The organism is Streptomyces sp. NPDC051183, from assembly GCF_040682455.1.
Lineage (GTDB): Bacteria > Actinomycetota > Actinomycetes > Streptomycetales > Streptomycetaceae > Streptomyces.
This window is the reverse complement of the sequence record NZ_JBFBBA010000011.1, coordinates 172,009-195,056: the sequence shown is the minus strand read 5'-3', so window position 1 is coordinate 195,056 and position 23,048 is coordinate 172,009. Positions and strand designations below refer to the sequence as shown.

The window sequence follows — 23,048 nt, the reverse complement described above, 5'->3', positions numbered from 1 at the left end:
TGTACCCGTTTCACTCGGCCACGTCGATGCTGCATCGGTTGGATTCCACTCCGGCGGCGGTGACCACCTGGACCTCGGTCCGCCCCGGTTCCACTTCCGCCGGCACCGGCACCGTCAGCACCGCGTCGGAGGGGTTGGTGAACCCGCCCGCCACCGGGACCAGCGGCACGTGCACGTGGACCGCCCCGATCCGCACCACCAGCCGCGCCAGCATCTCCGGGGTCTGCGCCCCAGGCGGTACGAAGCCCACGCCCCGGATCTCGATGTCGTCGCCGGGCCGGACCGCGGCGTCGAGGTCCCCGGGCTCGCGTCTGCGCACCACCGACAGCACCAGGGGGCGGCTGCCCTCCGCGTACTTGGCCGCCAGGTACACCGCCGCCGACAGCGCCACCAGCAGCGCCAGCGCCCACGGCAGTTGCGGCAGCCGGTCGGGGAACCGGGCCAGCGACACCGCCGCGTAGGCCAGCACCACCGTGGAGACCAGCACGTACTGCGTGTCGGGGAAGGAACCCCGCCCGGCGTCGTCCGTCAGCAGGTCGGCGCCGGTGGGCCGGTCCGCCGGGAGCTTCTGGAGCCGCTGCCCCATGATCCGTACGGTGACCACCCGGCGCACCAGCACCGCCACCGCGGACGTCAGCGAGAGCACCGCCAGCAGCGGCAGCGCCCGGTCCAGCGCCAGCCCGGCGTACAGCGCCTGGCGCTCCGGGCCCGGCGAGGACGCGGCCAGCCGCAGGGCGGGCAGCAGCGTGGCGAAGGCCGTCAGGACCAGCCAGGCGCTCGGCACGGCCTTGGAGGTGGACAGCCGGTTGTCCTCGCCGACCAGCGGGGCCAGCAGCCCGCCGCGCAGCGTCTGGGCGCGGGCGGCGACGGTCAGCAGCCCGGCCAGTACGACCGCGGCCAGCAGCCCGGCGGTGCGCGCGGTGGACCAGCCCGTGCCGAGCGCGGTGCCGACCTGGACGACCAGCAGCACCCCGGCGGCGATCCACACGGCGAGCACGGCCCGCCGCGACAGCAGGTACAGCCAGGAGTGCCCGGCCTCGCGGCCGCGGTCGGCCACCGTGCGGGCGGACAGGGTCAGCTCGTCGGAGACCCACTGGCGGGAGGCGCCCAGTGAGTGGGCCACCGCGGCCGGCACGCCCTGCCCGGCCGCGAACTCGTCGCGCTTCTCCAGGAACGCCGCGACCGCCCGGCGGTGTCCCTCACGGGCGCACTCCTCACAGGTGCAGGCGGCGGTATGAGTGCCTCGGGACATCTCTTGGACAGCCACGTACGTGCCGCCTCTCTGAACTACGGTGCAATGCCAGCGAATTGTGCACCACTGCGGCAGTGTTCCGGATTGCGCACGATGTCAGAGCAGGTGATTAACCGTTCATGATGTTGACGCCACCGGCTGCGTCACCGCGTTTGGCTCAGGGGCTGGTAGCTCACCCAGGCGGCCAGATCGGACCCGAACCGCTCGCGCGCGGCGACCGCGGCCCGGTGGTCGATCGTCACCGGCTTCCCTGCCGCCCGCGCGATGAGCTGCACCTGCGCCGCCCGCTCCGCCGCGACGAACCACCAGGTGGCGGCGTCCACCGAGCCGCCGACCGTCAGCAGCCCCCGGTTGCGCAGGATCAGCGCCTTGTACGGGCCGATCGCGCGCCCGATCCGGGCGGCGTCGGCGGGGCCGTCCCCCACGTACTCGTCCAGCAGCGCGTTGTCCTCGTAGAAGGCGCAGGCCTCCTGGGTGATCGGCGCCAGCAGCTCGCCGAGGGCCGCCAGCGCCCTGCCGTACGGGGCCTGCGTGCGGACCACGGCGACCACGTCGGGCCGCTCCCGGTGGACGGCCGCGTGCACGGCGAAGGCCAGCTGGTTGACCCTGCGCCCGCCCCGCACCACCCGGCCCTCGCCGTCGACCAGCAGCAGGTCGTCCGGGGTCAGCCCGGCGAAGGCCCGCCCGAACGGGTTCACCCAGTAGCAGTCCTCGAACTCCGGGTCCCGTGCGGTGACGTGCCCCGCCACCCCGTCCTCGTACCCGAGCCGTCCCAGCAGCCGCAGCGCCCCGGCGAGCCGCTCCTTGCGGTGCGCGCGCTCGTCGGCCGGGTCCGCGTGCACGGGCGGCATCTCGAACCCCAGCCGCTCCACGGGCACGGGTTCGGGCGCGGGTGCGGGCTGGTACGGCATGGGGCCTCCTCCGGGTCGCGGCGCAAGGTACCTGCGCACCCGCCAAGTGGCCAGAGGAACGGCGAAGCCGCCGGTCCCCGGGGGGCCGGCGGCTTCGTTTCACGCACGGGTGGAGCCGGTGGGGACTACTCCCACTCGATGGTGCCCGGGGGCTTGCTCGTGCAGTCCAGGACCACGCGGTTCACGTCCGGCACCTCGTTGGTGATGCGGGTGGAGATCCGCGCGAGGACCTCGTACGGCATGCGCGTCCAGTCCGCGGTCATCGCGTCCTCGGACGAGACGGGGCGCAGCACGATCGGGTGGCCGTAGGTGCGGCCGTCGCCCTGGACGCCGACGCTGCGGACGTCCGCGAGCAGGACGACCGGGCACTGCCAGATCTCGCGGTCCAGGCCGGCCGCGGTGAGCTCGTGGCGGGCGATGGCGTCGGCCTCGCGGAGCAGGTCCAGGCGCTCCTTGGTGACCTCGCCGACGATGCGGATGCCGAGGCCGGGGCCCGGGAAGGGCTGGCGCTGGACGATCTCGTCGGGCAGGCCGAGCTCCTGGCCGACCATCCGGACCTCGTCCTTGAACAGCTGGCGCAGCGGCTCGACGAGCTCGAACTCGATGTCGTCGGGGAGCCCGCCCACGTTGTGGTGGGACTTGATGTTGGCGGTGCCGGTGCCGCCGCCGGACTCGACGACGTCCGGGTACAGGGTGCCCTGCACGAGGAAGGCGACCGCGGGGCCGTCCTCCTGGAGGATCTCCAGCTGCGCCTGCTCGAACACGCGGATGAACTCGCGGCCGATGATCTTGCGCTTGGTCTCCGGGTCGGAGACCCCGGCCAGCGCGTTCAGGAAGCGCTCCTGCGCGTCGACGACCTTGAGCTGCACGCCGGTCGCGGCGACGAAGTCCTTCTCGACCTGCTCGGTCTCGCCCTTGCGCATCAGGCCGTGGTCGACGTAGACGCAGGTCAGCTGCGAGCCGATGGCCTTCTGGACCAGGGCCGCGGCGACGGCCGAGTCCACGCCGCCGGAGAGGCCGCAGATGGCGCGCTTGTCGCCGACCTGCTCGCGGATGGCCGCGATCTGCTCCTCGACGATGTTGCCGGTGGTCCAGGTGGGGGCCAGGCCGGCGCCGCGGTAGAGGAAGTGCTCCAGGATCTGCTGGCCGTGCGTGGAGTGCATCACCTCGGGGTGGTACTGCACGCCGTACAGCTTCTTCTCGTCGTTCTCGAAGGCCGCGACCGGGACGACGTTGGTCGACGCGGTGACGGTGAAGCCCTCGGGGGCGGCGGAGCAGGCGTCTCCGTGGGACATCCACACCGACTGGTGCTCGGGGGTGCCCTCGAAGAGGGTGGAGCCGGCCTTGGAGACGGCCAGCGGGGTGCGGCCGTACTCGCGGGCGCCGGTGTTGTCGACGGTGCCGCCGAGGGTGACCGCCATCAGCTGGAAGCCGTAGCACATGCCGAAGACCGGGATCCCGGCCTCGAACAGGGCGCGGTCGAGCTGCGGGGCGCCCGCCTCGTACACGGAGGACGGACCGCCGGAGAGGATGATCGCCTTGGGGTTCTTGGCCAGCATCTCGTCGACGGGCATCGAGCTCGGCACGATCTCGCTGTAGACCCGTGCCTCGCGGACGCGGCGGGCGATGAGCTGGGCGTACTGGGCGCCGAAGTCGACGACGAGAACCGTGTCCGGGGCGCTGTCGTGGGCGGCGGAGGGTGCTTCTGGCACGGGGCGGCCTTCCGGCGGAAGAGGTGGCTGTTTTGTCGATTCTAACGGGGGACCTACATACCTCTTCGTCTCACCATCCGAACCGGCTTGGCCCGGAGCGGTACGGAAGATAATAATCCGTCCCATGCGCAAGCAGCTGAGCTTCCTCTTTACCTATGGCACCGGCCGGTCCGGTCGCCATGGGTCATCGTGATGCTCGCTTGAGCCGCTGACTTCCCAGAGCGCCCCGGTCCGACAGGACCGGGGCGCTCTGGCGTTCCCCGGACCTGCGGGCCCCACCCGACAGGAGACCGACCATGAACACGATCACCACCACCCCCGAGCAGCTGATCGCCGACTCCCGCACGCGCATCGACGCCCTCGACGACCGGATCATCGGCCTGATCCAGGAGCGCATGGCCGTGTCGACGGTCATCCAGGAGGCCCGGATCGCCTCCGGCGGCCGCCGGGTGCACCTGTCGCGCGAGATGGAGGTGCTCTCCCATTGGAGCGATGCCCTCGGCAAGCCCGGCACCACCCTGGCCATGACCCTGCTGGAGCTGTGCCGGGGCCGCGTCTGACGGGCGTTCGTCACTCGTCCGGACCGTGACCGCCCCTGCGGGCCTTCGTTGGTGAGGGTGTCCGCGCCATCCAGGGGCGGGATCGCAACACCACGCGTGGCTCCGCCGGAGCGATGAGACGTACGCCCCGTGGAGCGTGCGTCGTGGGACCTCGCTCCGACGCGTGACCGGACGGCAGGGGACAGCAGGCCGGTCACCCCGTAAAAGAAGACGGCCGGCCCGGGGGACGCCCCGGGCCGGCCGTTCTTCTTGCGCTGCGGTCCTGCGCACTGCGTCGTGCCCGCTGCGTCCTGCGCCGTTACGCGCGACCCGCGGCCCGCCGGCGGAACACCAGGAACAGCAGGCCGCCGGCGGCGACGAGCGCCGCGCCACCGGCCGCGACCGGGCCGGCGGTGCTGCCGGTGGACGCCAGGCCACCGTTCGGCTCGGCGGCGTTGCCCGCGGACGGCGCGGCCGACGCGGTGGCGGTGGCGCCCGGGGCCGGGGCGGCGGTGCCCGTGGAGGCGGACGGGGCCGGCCCGGTGCCGCCGTCCTTCGCGTTGATCACGAAGGCGGCCTTGTTGTTCGCGTGGTCCGGGTCCCAGTCCTGCGGGGTCGGGGCGCCGCTCTCGCTCCACCAGCCGCCGACCGAGACGGAGCCGGTGGCGCCCGCCACGACCTTCTCGATCTTCAGCTCGAAGGGATAGGCGAACTTCTGCTTCTCCCCGATGATGTGCGTCGTCGAGCAGACGTAGCGCGGGGCGCCCAGGTTCTCCTCGCGGTACTTGCCGTCGGCCGTGACGCCGCGGCACTGCTCCGGAGCCTTGGTGACCTTCGCGCCGACCGGGATCACGATGTCCGTCCGGGCGACGTCCTCACCCGAGCGGATGTACGCGACCCACGCCGGGCCGTTGTTCCGGAAGCCGAGCTCGGCCTTGACCGTCTCCCCCGCCCTGCCCTTGACGGAGGCGGCGGCGGCGACCAGGTCGGCGGAGTTCTTCACCGTGAAGTCGAACTCGTGGTAGTTGTTCCACGGGTCCAGGTCGCCCGAGCCCAGGGCGGTCTTGGCCGGGCGCTGCTTGAACTCCAGCTTCTTGCCCGTACTGGGCTTGGTCAGCTTCTGCGGGGTCTTCGACTGGGCGCCGGCCTCGCGCACCGCGTAGGTCATCCCGTCGATGAAGCCGTGCGGGGCGGCCCTCAGGGTCAGCCGGCCGACCTCGTAAAGCGCGCCCGGCTCGAACTCTCCGTCGAGCGTGCAGACCGTCTTGCCCCAGCCCATGTTCCAGGACTGGCCGGGGGCGTTGTCCTCGCTGTAGACGCAGTTGTCGTACTTCTCGACGAGGCCGATGCCGTGCGTGGTGTTCAGCTCCAGCGCCACGCCCTGGACGGACTCCGTGCCCGCGTTGCCGAAGACGACCGGCAGCGGCTGGGTGCCGCCCGGGTTCATCTCCCTCTTGAGGCGGGCCTCCTCCAGCACCAGGTCGGGGCCTCCGACCTTGACCTTGGTGGTGGCGGCCTTGAAGGTGGCGCCCTCTGCCCTGCCGGTCATGGTCAGGTCGACGGTCGTACCGGTCTTGCTGTCCTTGGCAGCGCTGAGGTCCAGCGCCACGATCCCGCTGTCGTGCGTCCAGACCGCGTACCTCTTGCAGGTCACGCTGGTCGCGGTGAGCGTGCAGGAGTCGGCCTGGTCCTTCGCGAGCGCGACGTCGGCGACGCCCTTGAGCCCGCTCAGGTCGATGGTGAAAGTGCTCTCGCGGTCGAAGACCGTCCCGGTCCCGTTGTTGACCCGGAAGTCGACGGAGGTCTTCTGTGCCTCGCCGCCCTGCCCGGGATGGGGGCGGAGCCCGATCCGGTCCGGGCTGGTGAGGGTGAGGACGGGGTCCGCGGCGTTCGCGGGAGCGGCGGCCAGCCCCACGGCCACCAGGCCGGCCGACGCCAGCAGGGAGATGCGCTTTCTCATGCCCCCGTTGACCTTCGGAGGTCCGGCTCAGTTGCGCCGCTCACTGTGTGACGGACACCACAGTCTCCGCTCCCGGATTCCGGTACAACCATCAGGGTTGAACATCTGTCACCTATGTACCCCGGTGGGTACCGCGCTCGGAGGGGGAGCGCGGTACCCACCGGTGTCATCCGGCCGGTTCCGGTTCGGTCGGGTGGGCGCGCCGCGGCGGCAGCTCGGGCACCGCGAGGAACGGCAGGCGCAGCGCACCGAACGCCTCCTCGGGCACCGCCGGACGGACCGGCTCCACCGCCGCCAGGCGGGTGTACGCCTCGCCCTGCTCCGGCCGCGGGTCCCGCTCGCCCAGGTTCGGCCAGAACGACATCGCCCGCTCCGCCTGCGCGGTGATCGTCAGCGACGGGTTGACCCCGAGGTTCGCCGAGACCGCCGAGCCGTCCACCACCGAGATGCCCGGGTGCCCGTAGAGCCGGTGGTACGGGTCCACCACGCCCTCCGCGGGCGAGGCGCCGATCGGGCAGCCCCCGAGGAAGTGCGCGGTCAGCGGGGTACCCATCAGCTCGCCCACGTTGCTGCCCGGGAAGCCGTTGATCTCCTCCGCCAGCAGGGTCGCCGCCTGCGTGGCCTCGGCGATCTGCACCGGATTCGGCGCTCCGTGGCCCTGGCGGGCGGTGAGGAGGCCCTTGCCGAGGCCGCGGGGCTTGCGGTAGGTCGTCAGGGAGTTGTCCAGCGACTGCATGACCAGGCCGATGATGGTCCGCTCCGACCAGCGCCGGTTCGACAGCGAGCGTGCCAGCTGGACCGGGTGGCGGACGGTCCGGCCGAGCCAGGCCCGTACCCGGTGCTTGCCGTACGGGACCTGGAGGACCGTCAGGAACCCCATCGCGTTGGAGCCCCTGCCGTAGCGGACGGGCTCGATGTGGGTGTCGGCGTTCGGGTGCACGGAGGAGGTGATCGCCACGCCCCGGGTGAAGTCGGCGCGCTGCTCCGCGCCGGGGCCCGCGCCGCGGCGCTTACGGTAGCGGCGGTCGTCGGTCTGCGCGCCGACCAGGCCCTCGGAGTTGGTCCGGGTCAGGTCGCCGAGCCGGTCCGAGAGGTGCGGGAGCTCGCCGCGGTCCTTCATCGTGTGCAGCAGGGTCTGGGTGCCGTACGTGCCCGCCGCGACCACGACGTGGCGGGCGCGCAGCACCTTCGCCTTCCCCTTGCGGCGGCCGTCGGTGGGGACGGTGCGGATGCGGTGTCCGCCCTCGGGGTGCTCGGAGATCGCGGTGACGGTGGTCATGGGGTGGATGACGGCGCCCGCGCGCTCCGCGAGGTGCAGGTAGTTCTCGTTCAGGGTGTTCTTCGCGCCGTGCCGGCACCCGGTCATGCACTCGCCGCACTCGGTGCAGGCCTTGCGGGAGGGGCCGGCGCCGCCGAAGTACGGGTCGGCGACCTCCTCGCCGGGGCGTGCGCCACTGCCGCCTTCGGCGTCCTGTCCGTCTCCGAAGAAGACGCCGACCGGGGCCATGTGGAAGGAGTCCGCGACGCCCATCTTCTCGGCGGCCGCCTTGAGGTGGACGTCGGAGGGGGTCATCGTCGGATTGAGCCGGACGCCGAGCATCCGCTTGGCCTGTTCGTAGTACGGGGCGAGCTCCGCGTGCCAGTCGGTGATGGACGCCCACTGCCGGTCCTCGAAGAAGGCGGTGGGCGGCACGTACAGCGTGTTGGCGTAGTTGAGCGAGCCGCCGCCCACGCCGGCGCCCGCGAGCACCATCACGTTGCCGAGCAGGTGGATCCGCTGGATCCCGTACAGCCCGAGGGCAGGGGCCCACAGGTAGTTGCGGATGTCCCAGCTGTTGCGCGGCAGGCTTTCGCGGGTGAACCGGCGCCCCGCCTCGAGGACGCCGACCCGGTACCCCTTCTCGGTCAGCCGCAGTGCCGAGACCGACCCTCCGAAGCCCGATCCGATGACGATCACGTCGTAGTCGTAGTCATGGTCGTACGACACTGCTTGTGCCTCCTAGGCGGCGGTACCCGACAGGTGTTAGCGCAGGCGGAGGGCCTTCATGACCTTGAGGCTGCGGGTCATGAACGCCGCGTACTTCTCGTCGTCCATCCCCAGCGAGGGGCCCATCGGCAGCAGCCGCTGGTGGGCGACGGTCTGGGCCTCGGTGTACTTGAGGATGCCCTCGGAGCCGTGGCGGCGGCCGAGGCCGGAGTCCTTCATGCCGCCCATGGGCGCCTGGGCGCTGCCGTAGGCCGGGGCGTAGCCCTCGTTGATGTTGACGGTCCCGGTGCGCAGGCGGGCGGCGACGGCGTGGCCGCGGCGGGCGTCCTTCGTCCACACGCTGGAGTTCAGGCCGTACGAGGTCGCGTTGGCCTGGGCGACGGCCTCGTCCTCGTCGGTGAAGCGGTAGATGGAGACGACCGGGCCGAAGGTCTCCTCCCCGCACACCGCCATCGGGGTCTCGACGCCGTCGAGGATGGTGGGCTCGTAGAAGAGCGGGCCGATGTCGGGGCGGGCGGTGCCGCCCGCGACGAGGGTGGCGCCCTTGGCGACGGCCTCGTCCACGTGCCGCTGCACGGTCTCCAGCTGGCGCTCGCCGACGAGGGAGCCCATGTCCGCTCCGTAGGCCAGCGAGGCGCCGAGGCGCATGGCCTTCGTACGGGCGGCGAACCGGGCGACGAACTCATCGGCGACCGAGGCGTGCACGTACAGCCGCTCTATGGATATGCAGAGCTGGCCGGCGGAGGAGAAGCAGGCGCGGACGGCGCCCGCGGCGGCCTTCTCGATGTCGGCGTCGCGCAGCACGAGCATGGCGTTCTTGCCGCCGAGTTCGAGGGAGACCCCGACCAGGCGGGCGGCGGCGCCCTGGGCGACCTCGCGGCCGGTGCGCGTGGAGCCGGTGAAGGAGACGTAGTCGGCGTGCCGGACCACCTCGGGGCCGACGACCGGGCCCTCGCCGAGCACGATCTGGAACACCTCGGCGGGCAGCCCGGCCTCGATCAGCAGGTCACGGGCCCACAGCGCGGTGAGCGCGGTCTCGGTGTCGGGCTTCATGACCAGCGCGTTGCCGGAGACGAAGGCGGGCAGGGCGTCGCCGACCGACAGCTCCAGCGGGTAGTTCCAGGGCGCGATCTGGCCGACGACCCCGCGCGGCTGGCGCAGCTCGGTGACCTTGGTCAGGGTGGGCATGGCACCGGTGTGGCCCTTGGGGCGCAGGTACGACGCCGCCTTGCGGCCGTAGTGGCGCGCGGCGATGGCGACGGCCTGGACCTCTTCGTGGGCGTGCAGGCGGGCCTTGCCGGTCTCCAGCTGGATCAGGTCGAGCACCTCGGCCTGCCGCTCCAGGACCAGGTCGTGGAAGCGGAGCAGTACGGCGGCCCGTGCGCGCACGGACAGGGCGGCCCAGGCGGGCTGCGCGGCGCGGGCCTTCTCGAAGGCGGCGGCCACGTCCTCGGCGGTGGCCTCGGGGAGGTCCGCCAGCTTGTCCCCGGTGAAGGGGGTGTGGTTGGCGGTTCGGCCGGAGCCGATCACTCCGCGGGTCAGCCGGGTGACCAGTTCGGGGGTCACCACGTCGGCTGCGGTGCGGGCACCGGCCGGGGCGGCGGCGACCGGGTTGGTGGGCTGCGGAGCGGTGCGGAGGGGGGCCGGGGCCTGCGAGTCCGTCATGGCGGTGAGCGTATTCCGCCCGCGGAGCTTTGGGTACCCGTGGGTAACCGGATTTTGCCATTTCCGCCAGTGATCGCTGGCAGGATGACGGGAAAGCCCCGATGGGTGCCCGGCCGGCGCCTCCGCCGGTGCTTCCGTCAGCACCTCCGCCGGTGCCCCCGCCTCCGCCCCCGCCCGTGCTACCCGGCGGGCTGCCAGCCGCTGAGCACCGTGTCGAACTGGGCGCGCGTCGTCGTCCAGTCGGCGACCGGGCCCGCCATGTAGATGGCGTACTCGATCCCGTTCGGCGCGACGTACGCCTGCTCGATGGCCCGGCGGGGCCCGGCATGGGTCCCCTTCTCGGTCCACGTGAAGTCCCACATGGCGGCCTTCGTCTGGTCCCGGAAGGTGTTCGGCTTCAGCTTCAGCCGCTTGTACTCCGCCCGCAGGCGCACCTGCTTCTCCAGGTCGAGCAGGTGCATGTACGGGTTCTCGAAGGCCGGCTTGCCCGCCGCGATCCGGATGAAGTGCTTGCCGTCGTCCCCGGTGTAGTCGATCTGGTTGCCCTCCACCTCCCGCCTCCAGCCGTCCGGGACGAACAGCGTGAAGCCCTCGGGATCGGTGACCTCGGTGAAGCCCGCCGGAACCGTCTCGGCCTCGTCGTTCTTGCCGTCACCGGGCTCACCGGGCTCGCCGGAGGCACCGACCGTGGTCCGGTCGCCGTCCTTCGCGCCGTCCGTGCGGTCGGTGTACTTCAGCACCCCGAACACACCGCCGCCGCCGAGCAGCGCCGCCACCAGGGCGACCGCCGCGGCGCGCTTGATCCGGCCCCGGCCGGGCTTCGCGTTCACGGGCGGGGCCGACTCCCGCAGGGCGGCCGTCGGCGTGTACTCCTCCGCCGGGGCGGCCTGCTGCTGCGACGCCTGCTGCGGCCGGGCGGGGGCCAGCTCCTCCGGCGCGACCGCGCGCGTCGGGACGTACGCCTGGGCCGACCTCGGCTCCCGGCCCTCCATCGCCTCCAGCAGCATCCGCTCGGCCTCCACGGCCGACGGCCGCTCGGCCGGGTCCTTGCGCAGCAGGGCCGTGATGACCGGGCCCAGCGCACCGGACTGGCGCAGGGCCGGCGGTTCGTCGTTGACGACGGCCTGCAGGCTGGAGATGGGCGAGGTGCGGCGGAACGGCGAGCGGGCCTCGACGGCCGTGTACAGCGTCGCGCCGAGCGACCACAGGTCGGACGCCGGGTCCGGGGCCCCGCCGGTGACCCGCTCGGGGGCCAGGTAGTCGATGGAGCCGACGAGTTCGCCGGTGCGCGTGATGGAGGAGTCGCCCTCGATCGCGGCGATCCCGAAGTCCGTGAGCAGCACCCGGCCGTCCTTGGCCAGCAGCACGTTGCCGGGCTTCACGTCCCGGTGCAGCACGCCGACCGCGTGCGCGGCCCGCAGCGCGCCCAGCACGTGGAGCCCGATCCGGGCCGCCTCGCGGGGCTCGATCCGGCCGGCCGCCTTGGCCGCGTCCGCGAGGGAGGGGCCGTCGATGTACTCCATGACGATCCACGGCCGGTCGTCGTGCTCCAGCACGTCGTGGACGGTGACGACGGCCGGGTGCTGGATCCGGGCCGCGGCCCGGGCTTCCTTCTGCGTCCGGGCGTGCATGACGTCCCGGTCGGCCTGGGCGACGTACAGACCCGCTGTCAGTTCCTTGACGGCGACGGTCCTGTGCAGCAGCTCGTCATGCGCGCGCCACACCCTGCCCATGCCGCCGCGGCCGATGGGCTCCACGAGCCGGTACCGGCCCGCGAGCACCGCACCCGCACCTGTCTGCTGTTCCACGAATCCCCGCCGCTCTGTGCACTTCGGGCCAGATTACGGAGCGCTCGGGTGCTGCCGGAACCACGCGGGGGTGGTGAGACAGCACTGTGACGCAATTGCCGTACTGATCCCCCGTCAGCAGGGGTTCATCCGCCCGACTTGTAACTCGCCGTGGCCTTCTCGAAGACCTCGGTGACCTTGCCTTCCTGGTCCTGCGGGCCGGTGACGAGGACCACGTGATAGGTGCCGCCGAGCGCGACGACGAAATTGCGGGCCACGACGGAGCGGCCGTTGCCGTCGATCCAGGTGTACCGGCCGGTGACGCGGAGCTGGTTGCCCACCTTCGTGGACCGGATGTCGCTGACGCTGGACCAGGTGGAGGAGCGGTACGGGGCCAGCTCCGGCTCCTTGTCCTTCTGGTAGGTCGCCGGGTCGGGGTTGGCCCCCTCGACCTTGTCCCGGCCCGGAACGACGGTCAGGGCGAAGTCCCCGTCGGTGTACCGCACCTGGCCGGACTCGTTCACGCCGCGGCGCTCCCAGCCGTTGGGGACGACGATCTCGAAGTGCTCGGCGTCCTGCTGGGTGGTGTAGCCGGCCGGGGCCGGGGCGTTGGTCTGGGGCGCGGGCCGCGACTCGGGCGGGCTCGCCGACGGGGTGGGGGTGGGGGTCTGGGCCGGGCTCTTGCCCGGCGGCGGGGTCTGCTGGGGCTGCCGGCTCTGCTGCGCGGGCGCCTTGGCGTCCGGCTCCTGGTCCGCTGCGCGGGGCATGAAGAACATCGCGTAGGCCACGGCCCCGGCGAGGAGCGCCAGGATGCCGACGAGCAGGCTCCGCCCGAGGGCGCGGGGCTTCCTGGGGGCGGCGGGGTTGCGGTGCCGGCCGTGCAGGTCGCCGCGGCGCCGTACGACGGGCAGCCGGGCGGGATCCGGCTCCGGCATCGGGAGCATGCCGAAGCCGCCGCCGTCGGGTTCGGGGGCGGAGCGCACGAGGGAGCGCAGCCAGCCGCGGAGCTCCTCGAAGTCGGGCCGCTCGGTGGGGTCCTGGCGCAGCAGCGACTCCACGACCGGGCGCAGGGGCCCGCACTCCTCGGCGAAGGCCGGGGGCTCCGCGCAGACCATCTCCACGAGCTCGGCGACGCTGTCCTCGGGGTACGGGGCGTGGCCCTGCACGGCCCGGTACAGCAGCGCGCCGAGCGCCCAGAGGTCGGTGGCGGGCCCGACGGGCGCGGCCAGTTGCCAGTGCCCGTGGACCGGGCCGGCCTGCTCGGGCGCCCACCGCTCGGTGACGGCCCCGACGACGGCCATGCGCGTCTGCCGCGCCCGCTCGGCATCCAGCCCACTCCGCGGCCCCCCACCCCACCCGCCCCCTCCGGCGGGGCCGGGTCCCGCGGCGGAGCCGTAGCCGGAGCCCGCTGCGGAGCCGGGTCCCACGGCGGGGCCGGGTCCCGCGGCGGGGCCGGGTCCCGCGGCGGGGCCGGGTCCCGCGGCGGAGCCGTAGCCGGAGCCCGCGCCGGGGCCGTAGCCCGGGTTGTCGGGGCCGGTGCCGAGGGTGGTGCTGGCGCCGTCGCCGGGGCCCAGGCCCGTGCCGAAGGCCTCCCCCGCGCCGGGGCCGTGGCCCGGCTCGCCGGGGTTTGCGTGGTCGGTGCCCGGGCCGACGCCGGGGCCGGCACCACGGTCAAGGCCGTCGCCGGGGGCTGGGTCCGGGAGGGCCGGGGGCGGGGGGTCCGCCTGTCGGTAGCCCTGCGGGAGGGCTAGCTGCGCGGGCAGCGCGGGGCGGGGCGGGATCTCGCCCGGCGCCGGAGGCCGGCCCTGCGGGAGCTCCGGGGCGGGCCGGCGGCGCGGCGTGGCGCCGTGCCAGCTCGTGCCCGTCGCCGGGCCGCCGTACGGGTACGAGTACCCCTGCGGGAGGTTCGACCCCTCGGGGCGCGGTTCGGGCCCGGGTTCGAGCCCGGGTTCGGTCCCGGACCCCGGCTCCGGCTCGCCCTTGCGCTGCTCGGCGATGCGGGCGGCGGCCTGCGCCCCGGCCCGGTACGCGGCGATGGCCCCGGCCCGTGCGGCGGCCCTCAGTTCGGGCCGGCCCCCTGCGCTCCCGGGGGTGATGTGGTCGCTGTACCGCGGCCCGGTGTCGTACCCCGGGGCCACGAGCGGCGCGTAGCCCGCCCCGGCACCGCCGCTCGCCGGGCCGGGCCCCCCGTCGGGTCCCTCACCGCGCCGCACCCCCGCGGCCAACTCCGCACCACCGCCGGAGGCGACCGGTCCCGCGCCGGGCAACCCGCCAGGCCCCGCCCCGCGTTCAACGGCCCCGGGCAACCCCTGCCCGGCCGGCCCCGCGCCACCGCCGGAGGCGGCCGGTCCCGCGCCTGGCCGCCACTCATCTCCCGGCCCGGCCGAACCCGCGCCGGGACCCGGCCCGCGCGGCTGCTCCGTACCCATGGCGAAGCCGCCCGGAGCCCTGGGCGACCCCGCACCACCGCCGGAGGTTCCGGGCAACCCGTCGGGGCCCGCCCCGCGTTCAACAGCCCGGGGCGACTGCGGCCCGGCCGAACCCGCGCCGGGACCCGGCCCGCGCGGCTGCTCCGTACCCGCGGCGAAGCCGGTCGGGGTCGGGTCGACGGCGTAGCCACGGCTCCAGACCGGTTCGTCGCCCGGCGTGAGCGGGACCGGGTCGTACCCGCACAGGGCTTCCTCCGCGGCGCCCGCGGCCAGGCCGGTCAGGACGACCCGCCCGTCCTCGCAGATCAGTACCGTCCGCATCGTGATGTTCCGGTGCGTCCAGCCGTGCGCGTGCAGCACCCGCAGTGCGGTCAGCACGTCCGACGCCACTTCCGCCGCGCGGTACGGGCTCAGCGGTTCATCGGCGATCAGCGCAGCCAGCGGCCTGGCCGGGACCAGTTCGCTCACTATCCACAGCGACCCGCCCTCGGCGAACACGTCGAAGACCTGGTCCAGCCTCGGATGGTCCGGCACGGACGCGGCCGCCTGCGCCGCGGCGATGGCCCGCCGCACGGCCGGCAGTTCCCCCGCCGGGCGCCGCCCGGCGACCGGCCCGCGCGTCCCGTCCAGCAGCTCCGCGTCCACGACTTCCGGCAACGGCACCTGCCGTACCAGGACTTCCTGTCCGCTGCGCGTGTCGAAGGCCCGGGTCTCGACCAGCTCGTACTCGTCCGACGGCGGGAGCGGCAGACGGTAGCGCTCGGCCAGGATCCGGCCCGCATAGTCGTCCACTTCGCCTCCCCCGAGTGCGGTGGGTGTTCCCCCATGGGCCCCGCTGCCACGATACGTCGCCGGGGCCGCCCGCGTCCCGGGCCTGGCAAGGCTCGCGTCAGGCCAGGGGCTGGAAGGTCTGGAAGGCCGTGTTGCGCATCTGCGTGCACTCCGGGCCGTCCCACTGGTCGGCGACGCAGCTCATCATGATGGCGTAGCCGTGCGTGGCGTCGATCTTGAACCCGCGGTTGAGCACGCGGATCCTGAGGCCCTTCTGGTCCCGCTCGAACTCCCAGTCGGCGACGGTCGGGTAGCCCCGGTAGTCCACCACGTCGATCCGGATCTGGTGGTAGTTCTTGCTGCTCCCCGCCGTGGACGGGGCCAGCTCGGCCCACGCCTTGCGGGCGTCGTCGCCGGGCTTGGGGTTGTAGTCGACCTGGATGCGCGGGAAGCCGCCATCGCGGTTGTATATCCGGCCGGAGTTCTCCCCGACTATGTCCCCCGGCTTGAAGCCCTCGGGCATCGCCATCGAGAAGTGGAACCCGGGGTCCGTCACGACGGCGTACCCCGGCGGGAGGCCCGCCCCGGGGCCCCCGGGCGTCGCGCCCTGACCCTGGCTGCCCTGGCCCGGGGTCTGGCCCTGCCCCTGGCTCTGTCCCTGCCCCTGACCCTGGCTCTGGCCCTGGTCCTGGCTCGGGTTGCCGCTCGGCGTCTGCCCCTGGCTCGGCGTGCCGCCGCCGCCCGAGGCGCCGTTGGCCTCGGGCGTCTTCGCGGGGCCGCCCGGCGAAGGGGTGCCGGCCGCGGTCGGGTTCTTGCTGCCCTTGCCGTCCTTCTTGCCGTCCTCGTCGTCGCCGCCGACCGCGTACGCGATGAGCGAGCCGATCACGGCGAGCACGACGATGACCCCGGCTATCGCCAGTGCGATGGTCCGGCGCTGCATGACGTCGGTGAGCGGCGCCGGGGTGGGCGAGGGCCGCGAGGTCGGGGCCTCGGCCGCCGTGGCGGCGGCCGCCGTCGCCGCAGCGGCCGCGGCCGCCTTGCGGGCCGACTTCAGCGCCGCGCGCGCCCGTTCGCGCTGCTCGCGCTCACGGCGGTCGCGCTCCTTCTTCTCGGCCTTCTCGGCCGCCCGCTCGGCCGCCTTCGCGGCCTTTTCGGCAGCGGCCTTCTCCGCGGCCTCGTTGGCCTCGGCGAGCGATATCTGCCGGGTCTCCTCGGCGGCCGGGGTCGGCACCGGAGCCGGCTCCTCCGGCGCGTCGATGACGGCAGCGAGCATGGCCCGCGCGCGGCCGTCGTCGAGGCGGTGGGCGGGGTCCTTGGCGAGCAGGCCGTAGATGACCTCGGTCAGCGGACCGGCGTTCTTGGGCGGGTCCACCGGCTCGGTCATCACGGCGGTGAGGGTGGCGAGGGCGGAGCCCTTGTCGTACGGGGGCACGCCCTCGACGGCCGCGTACAGCAGCCCGCCGAGGGACCACATGTCCGCGGGCGGGCCGGGCTTCTGGCCGCGGGCGCGCTCGGGGGAGATGTACGAGGGGGCGCCGACGAGCATGCCGGTGGAGGTGACGGAGGGGTCGCCCTCGACCTGGGCGATGCCGAAGTCGGTGAGGATGACGCGGCCGTTGCCGTGGTCGGCGATGAGTACGTTGGAGGGCTTCACGTCGCGGTGCAGGATGCCCTGGCCGTGCGCGGCGCGCAGTACGTCGAGGACGGCGAGGCCGACCTCGGCGGCGCGGCGCGGGGTCAGCGGACCCTGCTCGCGTATGAACTCGGCGAGCGAGGGGCCCTCGATGAGCTCCATGACGATCCACGGCCGGCCGTCCTCGTCGACGACGTCGTAGACGGTGACGGCGCCTCCGCTCCGGATCCGGGCAATGGCCTTGGCCTCGCGGAGGGTACGGGTGATGAGCCGGCGCTTCTCGTCCTCGTCGACGCCGGAGTGGAAGCGGAGTTCCTTGACGGCGACGGTACGGCCGAGCATCTCGTCCTCGGCACGCCACACCGTGCCCATGCCGCCCTTGCCGAGCACTTCGCGCAGCCGGTACCGCCGCGCGAGCAGTCGGCCCTCGTCCTTGCCGCCCTCGGCGGCCTTGGCCGCGGCCGCCTTTACGGCTGCCGCCACCGCGTCGGCCTTCTCCACGACGGGGTTCGTCCCGGCCTTCACCGCAGTCGGCTCGGCCGCCGCCGCGGGCTTGCGCGCCGACGGCACGGCTGCCGGCTTGGCCGCAGGCTTCGCATCCTCCGGCTCTGCCACCGCAGGCGACTTCGCCGCCGCAGGCTTCGCCAGATCGGCCTTGGCCGCAGGCACCGCGTCCTCGGGCTCCGCCACGACCGGCTTGGCCGCCGCGGGCTTCGCCACAGGCACCCCGGCCGGCTTCGCAGCAGGCGCCGCCGCGGGCTTCGCCAAGTCGGCCTTGGCCGCAGGCACGGCGTCCTCGGGCTCCGCCACCACCGGCGTGCCGGCAGGCGCCGCCTCAGGCTTCGCACCCTCAGGCTTCGCCGCCGCAGCCGACGTCGAGGCCCCCACGGGCTTCCCCGGGTCGGCCTTCGCCGCAGGCACCCCGGCAGGCTTCGCACCCTCAGGCTTCGCCGCAGCCACCCCGGCAGGCTTCGCACCCTCAGGCTTCGCCGCAGCCACCCCGGCAGGCTTCGCACCCTCAGGCTTCGCCGCAGGCGCACCGGCAGGCTTCGCACCCTCAGGCTTCGCCGCAGCCACCCCGGCAGGCTTCGCACCCTCAGGCTTCGCCGCAGGCGCACCGGCAGGTGCCACCACCGGCTTCGCGTCCTGCGGCTCCGCCGCCACCGGCTTGCGCGGTGCGGGCAAGCCCGCGGGCGCGCTCGTAGCAGCGGCGGCGGCCTTCGTGTCTCCCGGCCCCGCCGCCGCGGGCGACTCCGCGGGCGACTCGGACGACTCCGGCGCCGCCGACCCAGGCTTCGCCCGGACCTGCTTCGCCGCAGGCGACTCGGCAGGCGACTCGGTGTGCTCCGGCTTCGACATGCGTCCCCTCTGCGATCGTGCCGCCTGCTCCGGCTCCCGCGCTGCCCCGGCAGCTCCGGCAGACCCGGCAGAACCCGCGCGGTAACCCGCCCCGGCAGAACCCTCATTGTCCCTCACTCCGCAACGGACGGGAGCCCCGGGTCCGACGGTTCCGCCTTCCGCATCGCGGAGTTACAACGGAACGATGTCAGGGGCCCCCAAGCGCGCCGCGTCCGCCGTCTGGTCGTCCGGCTGGCGCTGCGATTCCCTCTCCGCCTGCACCCTCTTCTCGTAGTGCTCCACTTCCTTCTCGATCTGCTGCTTGTCCCATCCCAGCACCGGCGCCATCAACTCCGCGCACTCCCGCGCCGACCGCGTCCCGCGGTCGAAGGTCTCGATCGAGATCCGCGTCCGCCGCGTCAGCACGTCGTCCAGGTGCCGCGCGCCCTCGTGCGAGGCCGCGTACACCACCTCGGCCCGCAGGTAGTCGTCCGCGCCCGTCAGCGGCTCGGCCAGCCCCGGATCCTGCGCGATCAGGTCCAGCAGCTCCTCCGTCAGTGACCCGAACCGGTTCAACAGGTGCTCCACCCGCACCACATGGAGCCCGGTCCGCGCCGCGATCCTCGCCCGCCCGTTCCACAGCGCCCGGTACCCCTCCGCTCCCACCAGCGGCACGTCCTCCGTCACGCAGGCCGCCACCCGCTGGTCCAGCCCGTGCACCGCCTCGTCCACCGCGTCCTTGGCCATGACGCGGTACGTCGTGTACTTGCCGCCCGCGACCACCACCAGCCCCGGCACCGGGTGCGCCACCGTGTGCTCGCGCGAGAGCTTGCTCGTCGCGTCCGACTCCCCGGCCAGCAGTGGCCGCAGGCCCGCGTACACCCCCTGGACGTCGTCCCGCGTCAGCGGCACCGCCAGCACCGAGTTCACGTGCTCCAGCAGGTAGTCGATGTCCGCGCTCGACGCCGCCGGGTGGGCCTTGTCCAGGTCCCAGTCGGTGTCGGTGGTGCCGATGATCCAGTGCCGGCCCCACGGGATGACGAAGAGCACCGACTTCTCGGTCCGCAGGATCAGCCCGGTGCTCGAATGGATCCGGTCCTTCGGCACGACCAGGTGGATGCCCTTGGATGCCCGCACGTGGAACTGCCCGCGCTCCCCGATCAGCGCCTGGGTGTCGTCCGTCCACACCCCGGTCGCATTCACCACCTGCTTCGCGCGGATCTCGTACTCACCACCGCCCTCGACGTCCTGCACCCGGGCTCCGACCACCCGCTCGCCCTCGCGCAGGAAGCCGACCACCCTCGCCCGGTTGGCGCAGTGCGCGCCGTACGCCGCGGCCGTCCGGACCAGGGTCGCGACGTACCGCGCGTCGTCCATCTGGGCGTCGTAGTACTGCAGGGCGCCCACCAGCGCGTCCTTGCGCAGCGCCGGCGCGATCCGCAGCGCCCGCCCCCGCGACAGGTGCCGGTGCGTCGGCAGCCCCCGCCCGTGGCCACTGGACACCGACATCGCGTCGTACAGCGCGACGCCCGAGCCGGCGTAGAAGCGCTCCCAGCCCTTGTGCTGGAGCGGGTAGAGGAAGGGGACGGGCTTCACCAGGTGCGGGGCGAGCCGCTCCAGCAGCAGGCCGCGCTCCTTCAGGGCCTCGCGCACCAGAGCGAAGTCGAGCATCTCCAGATAGCGCAGCCCGCCGTGGATCAGCTTGCTGGAGCGGCTGGAGGTGCCCGAGGCCCAGTCCCGCGCCTCCACCAGTCCCGTCGCGAGGCCTCTGGTCACGGCGTCGAGCGCGGTGCCGGCGCCCACCACGCCCGCGCCGACCACGAGCACGTCCAGTTCCCGCTCGGCCATCGCGGCGAGCGCCTCCGACCGCTGCGCCGGCCCCAGTGTCGCTGTCCTCACGGCTGCCTCCCGTTGCTGCGGATGTTCCCGCCCGATGCGGGTGATCCCGCTCACATCACCCGTTCATGATTCTGACCGGCCGCACGGACATCAGCCACCGCCTGTGGACAACACAAGGGTGGCCACCGCCCCGTAATGCGACATATCTGTCATATATACGCCTAGTCTGACATTGCGCCAGCTCCAGTCATCCACAGGACTTGCGCGCACCGCCCCCTCGTGCATGTCAGGGAAGGGAAGGGACGGCACCCCCATGCCCGCAGATCTCGCCGTCATCGGACTCGGCCATCTCGGTCTCCCGCTCGCCCAGGCAGCCGTTGCCGCCGGGATCGAGACGGTCGGCTACGACAGCGGTCCGGCCACGGACTCCACCCTCACCGCCGCCGAGATCCGCCGCATGTCGGCGGCCGGCTTCCGGATCACCACCAACCCCGCCGAACTCGGCCGGGTCCGCACCGCCGTCATCTGCGCCCCGACCCAGCTCGGCGCCGACCGCGCGCTCGACCTCTCCGCGGTCGGCGAGGCCGGCCGCACGCTCGCCGCCCGGCTGCGCCCGCACACCACCGTCATCCTCGAATCCGCCGCCCATCCGGGGGTCACCGAGGACTACCTGCGGCCCGTCCTCGAAAGCGGCTCCGGGCTGCGCGCCGGCCGGGACTTCCACCTGGCCTACTCCCCCAGCCGCCTCGACCCGGGCAACCGTACGCACGGGATCTCCAACACCCCCAAGGTCATCGGCGGCCTCACCCCCGCGTGCACCGAGTCGGCGCACGCCTTCTACGCCCGCCTCACCGAGAAGGTGGTCCGCGCCCGCGGCCTGCGCGAGGCCGAGACCGTACAGCTGCTCGAAACGAACTACCGGCACGTCAACATCGCCCTGATGAACGAGATGGCCGTCCTCTGCCACGACCTCGGCGTGGACCTGTGGGACGTCATCCGCTGCGCCGAGACCAAGCCGTACGGGTTCCAGGCCTTCCGCCCCGGCCCCGGGGTCGGGGGCCACGGCGTCCCCCTCGACCCCAACTACCTCCCCCACACCACACGCACCCCGGGCCACCCCCTGCGCATGGTCGGCCTGGCCCAGGAGATCAACGACCGGATGCCGCAGTACGTCATCCAGCGCTCCGCCACCCTCCTCAACGAGCACGGCAAATCCGCCCGCGGGGCCCGGGTCCTGCTGCTCGGGGTCACCTACAAGCCCGATCTCGCCGATCAGGAGGGCTCCCCGGCGCGCGAGATCGCCAGCCGCCTGCTCGATCTGGGAGCCCTGGTCAGCTACCACGACCCCTTCATCGCCGGATGGCGCGTCAGGGACCGGCCCGTCCCCCGCGCCGAATCGCTGTACGAGGCCGCCGCCAACGCCGACCTGACGATCCTGCTCCAGCACCACCGCACGTACGACCTCCAAGGCCTCGCCGTGAAGGCCCAGTTGCTGCTCGACACCCGCGGCGCCAGCCCCGTGGGCGCGGCCCACCGGCTCTGACGGCCGGGAAATCCCCCCTGTGGATGTCCGGCACGGCTGCTAGCCTGCGGCGTCACTTATCCAGCACTTATGACCTACGGGCATACGTGCGCCCGAATCCCTGGGGGGGATTTCCCATGAGCCAGAACTTCCAGCCGCCCGCGCCCGACTCCTTCACCGAGGCCCCCGCCCCGGTCGCGGCCCCGTCCGCGACCGGCAACATCGGCCTCGGCATCGTCGCCGCCGTCGTCGCGGCCCTGGTCACCGCCGGCATCTACGGCGCGATCATCGGCGGGACCAAGTACCAGGTCGGCTACGCCGCCGTCGGCGTGGGCTTCCTCGTCGGCTTCGCCGCGGGCAAGCTCGGCGGCCGCAACCCGGTCCTGCCGGTCCTCAGCGCCCTGCTCTCCCTGGTCGCCGTCCTCGCGGGCCAGATCCTCGGCATCGCCATGATCGGCGCGGACGAGCTGGGCGTGAGCACCCTCGACGTGCTGGACCTCGGTCTCTCGCTGCTCTTCGACGCCTGGAAGGAAGACTCGGACCCGCTCACCTACGTCTTCCTCGCCATCGGCGGCTACGCGGCCTTCCAGACGGCCCGCAAGACCGCAGCCTGAGCGCACTTCGCCGCAATAGGCCCGAAGGGGCTCTGAGCAGGCACGATCGTGATCGACAAGGCGGCCGAAACCCCTTTTGGCGGCAGAGCCGCCGGCCATATGATCCGCGCGTGTCCGCTCATCCCCCGCTCGGCCGGCCCGTGTTCGAACCCGCCGACCGCATCCCCGCCCTCGCCGCCCTCCGCGACGCCGTCCGGCTCAAGGACCGGGACGCGCTCGCCGCCGTCTTCGAGGCGCTCCCCGACGAGGACGACCGGGCCGTCGCCTGCCGGGTCGTCGCCGGGCGGAGCGGATCCGAACTCTTCCTGCGGCAGATCGTGGGCGGTGATCCCCTCGACCCGCTCGACCGGACCCTGCTCGCCGACCGGCTGATCCACATCGGCTGGGAGATCCGCTCCGACTACCAGGCCCAGCACGTCTCGCAGCGGCAGTTCGAGGAGTTCCACGGATACCTGCGGCGTGCCGAGGGGCTGCTCATCGAGGTCTGCGCCGAGCATCCCGAGTACGCGCTCGCCTGGTACTTGCGCACGATCACCTCGCGCGGCCTCCAGCTGGGCCTGAGCGAGACCCGACGCCGCTACGACCGGCTCGCCGAGCACCACCCCCACCACTACGCCGGCCAGCAGCAGCTCCTCCAGCAGCTGTGCCCCAAGTGGGGCGGCACCTGGGAGGCCGCGCACGGCTTCGCCGAGGAGTGCGCGAAGGCCGCGCCGGCGGGCGCCCCGAACGGCGCGCTGGTCGCCGTCGCGCAGATGGAGCAGTACCTGTCCCTGGTGGAAGGCGAGGGCAAGCGCACCGCGGAAACGTATCTGCGCGCCCCGGAGAACCACGAGCGGCTGCTCGCCGCCGCCGCGGGCTCCGCACTGCACCCCGCCGCCCGTACCGACGCGTACGCGTACGTCGGCGCGCACAACGCCTTCGCGGCCGTGCACAGCGCCGCCGGCCGGCCCGCCGAGGCCGCCCCGCACTTCCGCGCCCTGGGCGACCGCGCCTGCGAGTTCCCGTGGGGCTACCTCGACAACGACCACGAGGCCGCGTTCGTCCGCCACCGCAAGACCGCACTGGCCAAGGGCTGAGGGCTGAGGAGTC

At 73.4% G+C, this 23,048-nt stretch carries 14 protein-coding genes; 4 read left to right on the top strand and 10 right to left on the bottom strand.

Going from position 1 to position 23,048, the window contains the following annotated elements; translation table 11 throughout:
- Positions 1-10: 10 nt before the first annotated feature.
- The 3 genes from AB0M99_RS12925 to guaA all read right to left on the bottom strand — a co-directional run bounded on the left by AB0M99_RS12925 (position 11) and on the right by guaA (position 3,875).
- Complete coding sequence (locus AB0M99_RS12925) at positions 11-1,267, bottom strand: hypothetical protein (RefSeq protein WP_365919504.1); 1,257 nt, start codon at positions 1,265-1,267, stop codon at positions 11-13.
- A gap of 128 nt (positions 1,268-1,395) precedes the next feature.
- On the bottom strand, positions 1,396-2,163 hold the full coding sequence (locus AB0M99_RS12920; protein ID WP_365919502.1) for a class II aldolase/adducin family protein: 768 nt from the start codon (positions 2,161-2,163) through the stop codon (positions 1,396-1,398).
- A gap of 125 nt (positions 2,164-2,288) precedes the next feature.
- Entirely contained in the window at positions 2,289-3,875 is a 1,587-nt protein-coding gene (gene guaA, locus AB0M99_RS12915) for a glutamine-hydrolyzing GMP synthase (RefSeq protein ID WP_365919500.1), read from the bottom strand.
- A 296-nt stretch (positions 3,876-4,171) separates the two neighbouring features.
- On the opposite strand from guaA, the gene AB0M99_RS12910 reads away from it, so the two are divergent.
- A complete protein-coding gene (locus AB0M99_RS12910) occupies positions 4,172-4,435 on the top strand; it encodes a chorismate mutase (protein WP_365919498.1) in 264 nt (87 codons plus the stop codon).
- A gap of 298 nt (positions 4,436-4,733) precedes the next feature.
- Here AB0M99_RS12910 and AB0M99_RS12905 read toward each other — a convergent pair whose 3' ends face one another.
- From AB0M99_RS12905 to AB0M99_RS12875, 7 genes are all read right to left on the bottom strand, one after another.
- Positions 4,734-6,374 (bottom strand): peptidase, encoded by a 1,641-nt coding sequence (locus AB0M99_RS12905; protein WP_365919496.1) that lies wholly within the window; start codon positions 6,372-6,374, stop codon positions 4,734-4,736.
- Positions 6,375-6,540: 166 nt separating this feature from the next.
- Complete coding sequence (locus tag AB0M99_RS12900; RefSeq protein WP_365919494.1) at positions 6,541-8,361, bottom strand: GMC family oxidoreductase; 1,821 nt, start codon at positions 8,359-8,361, stop codon at positions 6,541-6,543.
- A 36-nt stretch (positions 8,362-8,397) separates the two neighbouring features.
- Positions 8,398-10,026, bottom strand: a complete 1,629-nt coding sequence (locus tag AB0M99_RS12895; protein ID WP_365919492.1) for a succinic semialdehyde dehydrogenase — start codon at positions 10,024-10,026, stop codon at positions 8,398-8,400.
- 179 nt (positions 10,027-10,205) lie between these two features.
- Positions 10,206-11,834 carry a serine/threonine-protein kinase gene (locus AB0M99_RS12890; protein ID WP_365919490.1) on the bottom strand — a complete coding sequence of 543 codons (1,629 nt, stop codon included), beginning with the start codon at positions 11,832-11,834 and terminating at the stop codon, positions 10,206-10,208.
- 125 nt (positions 11,835-11,959) lie between these two features.
- Complete coding sequence (locus AB0M99_RS12885; RefSeq protein ID WP_365919488.1) at positions 11,960-15,034, bottom strand: hypothetical protein; 3,075 nt, start codon at positions 15,032-15,034, stop codon at positions 11,960-11,962.
- Positions 15,035-15,131: 97 nt separating this feature from the next.
- Complete coding sequence (locus AB0M99_RS12880; RefSeq protein ID WP_365919548.1) at positions 15,132-17,129, bottom strand: serine/threonine-protein kinase; 1,998 nt, start codon at positions 17,127-17,129, stop codon at positions 15,132-15,134.
- 1,047 nt (positions 17,130-18,176) lie between these two features.
- Positions 18,177-19,883 (bottom strand): glycerol-3-phosphate dehydrogenase/oxidase, encoded by a 1,707-nt coding sequence (locus AB0M99_RS12875; protein WP_365919486.1) that lies wholly within the window; start codon positions 19,881-19,883, stop codon positions 18,177-18,179.
- Between the two features lie 253 nt (positions 19,884-20,136).
- Between AB0M99_RS12875 and AB0M99_RS12870 the strand changes: the two genes are divergently transcribed.
- From AB0M99_RS12870 to AB0M99_RS12860, 3 genes are all read left to right on the top strand, one after another.
- A complete protein-coding gene (locus AB0M99_RS12870; RefSeq protein ID WP_365919484.1) occupies positions 20,137-21,366 on the top strand; it encodes a nucleotide sugar dehydrogenase in 1,230 nt (409 codons plus the stop codon).
- Positions 21,367-21,482: 116 nt separating this feature from the next.
- Positions 21,483-21,959, top strand: coding sequence for a hypothetical protein (locus AB0M99_RS12865; RefSeq protein WP_365919482.1), 477 nt, complete (start codon positions 21,483-21,485; stop codon positions 21,957-21,959).
- 110 nt (positions 21,960-22,069) lie between these two features.
- Entirely contained in the window at positions 22,070-23,035 is a 966-nt protein-coding gene (locus tag AB0M99_RS12860; RefSeq protein WP_365919480.1) for a hypothetical protein, read from the top strand.
- Positions 23,036-23,048: the final 13 nt, after the last annotated feature.

Bases quoted from the DNA above. Each gene is read 5' to 3' on its own strand.
- AB0M99_RS12920 (WP_365919502.1), bottom strand. From the start codon at position 2,163: ATGCCGTACCAGCCCGCACCCGCGCCCGAACCCGTGCCCGTGGAGCGG.
- AB0M99_RS12910 (WP_365919498.1), top strand. From the start codon at position 4,172: ATGAACACGATCACCACCACCCCCGAGCAGCTGATCGCCGACTCCCGC.
- AB0M99_RS12905 (WP_365919496.1), bottom strand. From the start codon at position 6,374: ATGAGAAAGCGCATCTCCCTGCTGGCGTCGGCCGGCCTGGTGGCCGTG.
- AB0M99_RS12895 (WP_365919492.1), bottom strand. From the start codon at position 10,026: ATGACGGACTCGCAGGCCCCGGCCCCCCTCCGCACCGCTCCGCAGCCC.
- AB0M99_RS12870 (WP_365919484.1), top strand. From the start codon at position 20,137: ATGCCCGCAGATCTCGCCGTCATCGGACTCGGCCATCTCGGTCTCCCG.
- AB0M99_RS12865 (WP_365919482.1), top strand. From the start codon at position 21,483: ATGAGCCAGAACTTCCAGCCGCCCGCGCCCGACTCCTTCACCGAGGCC.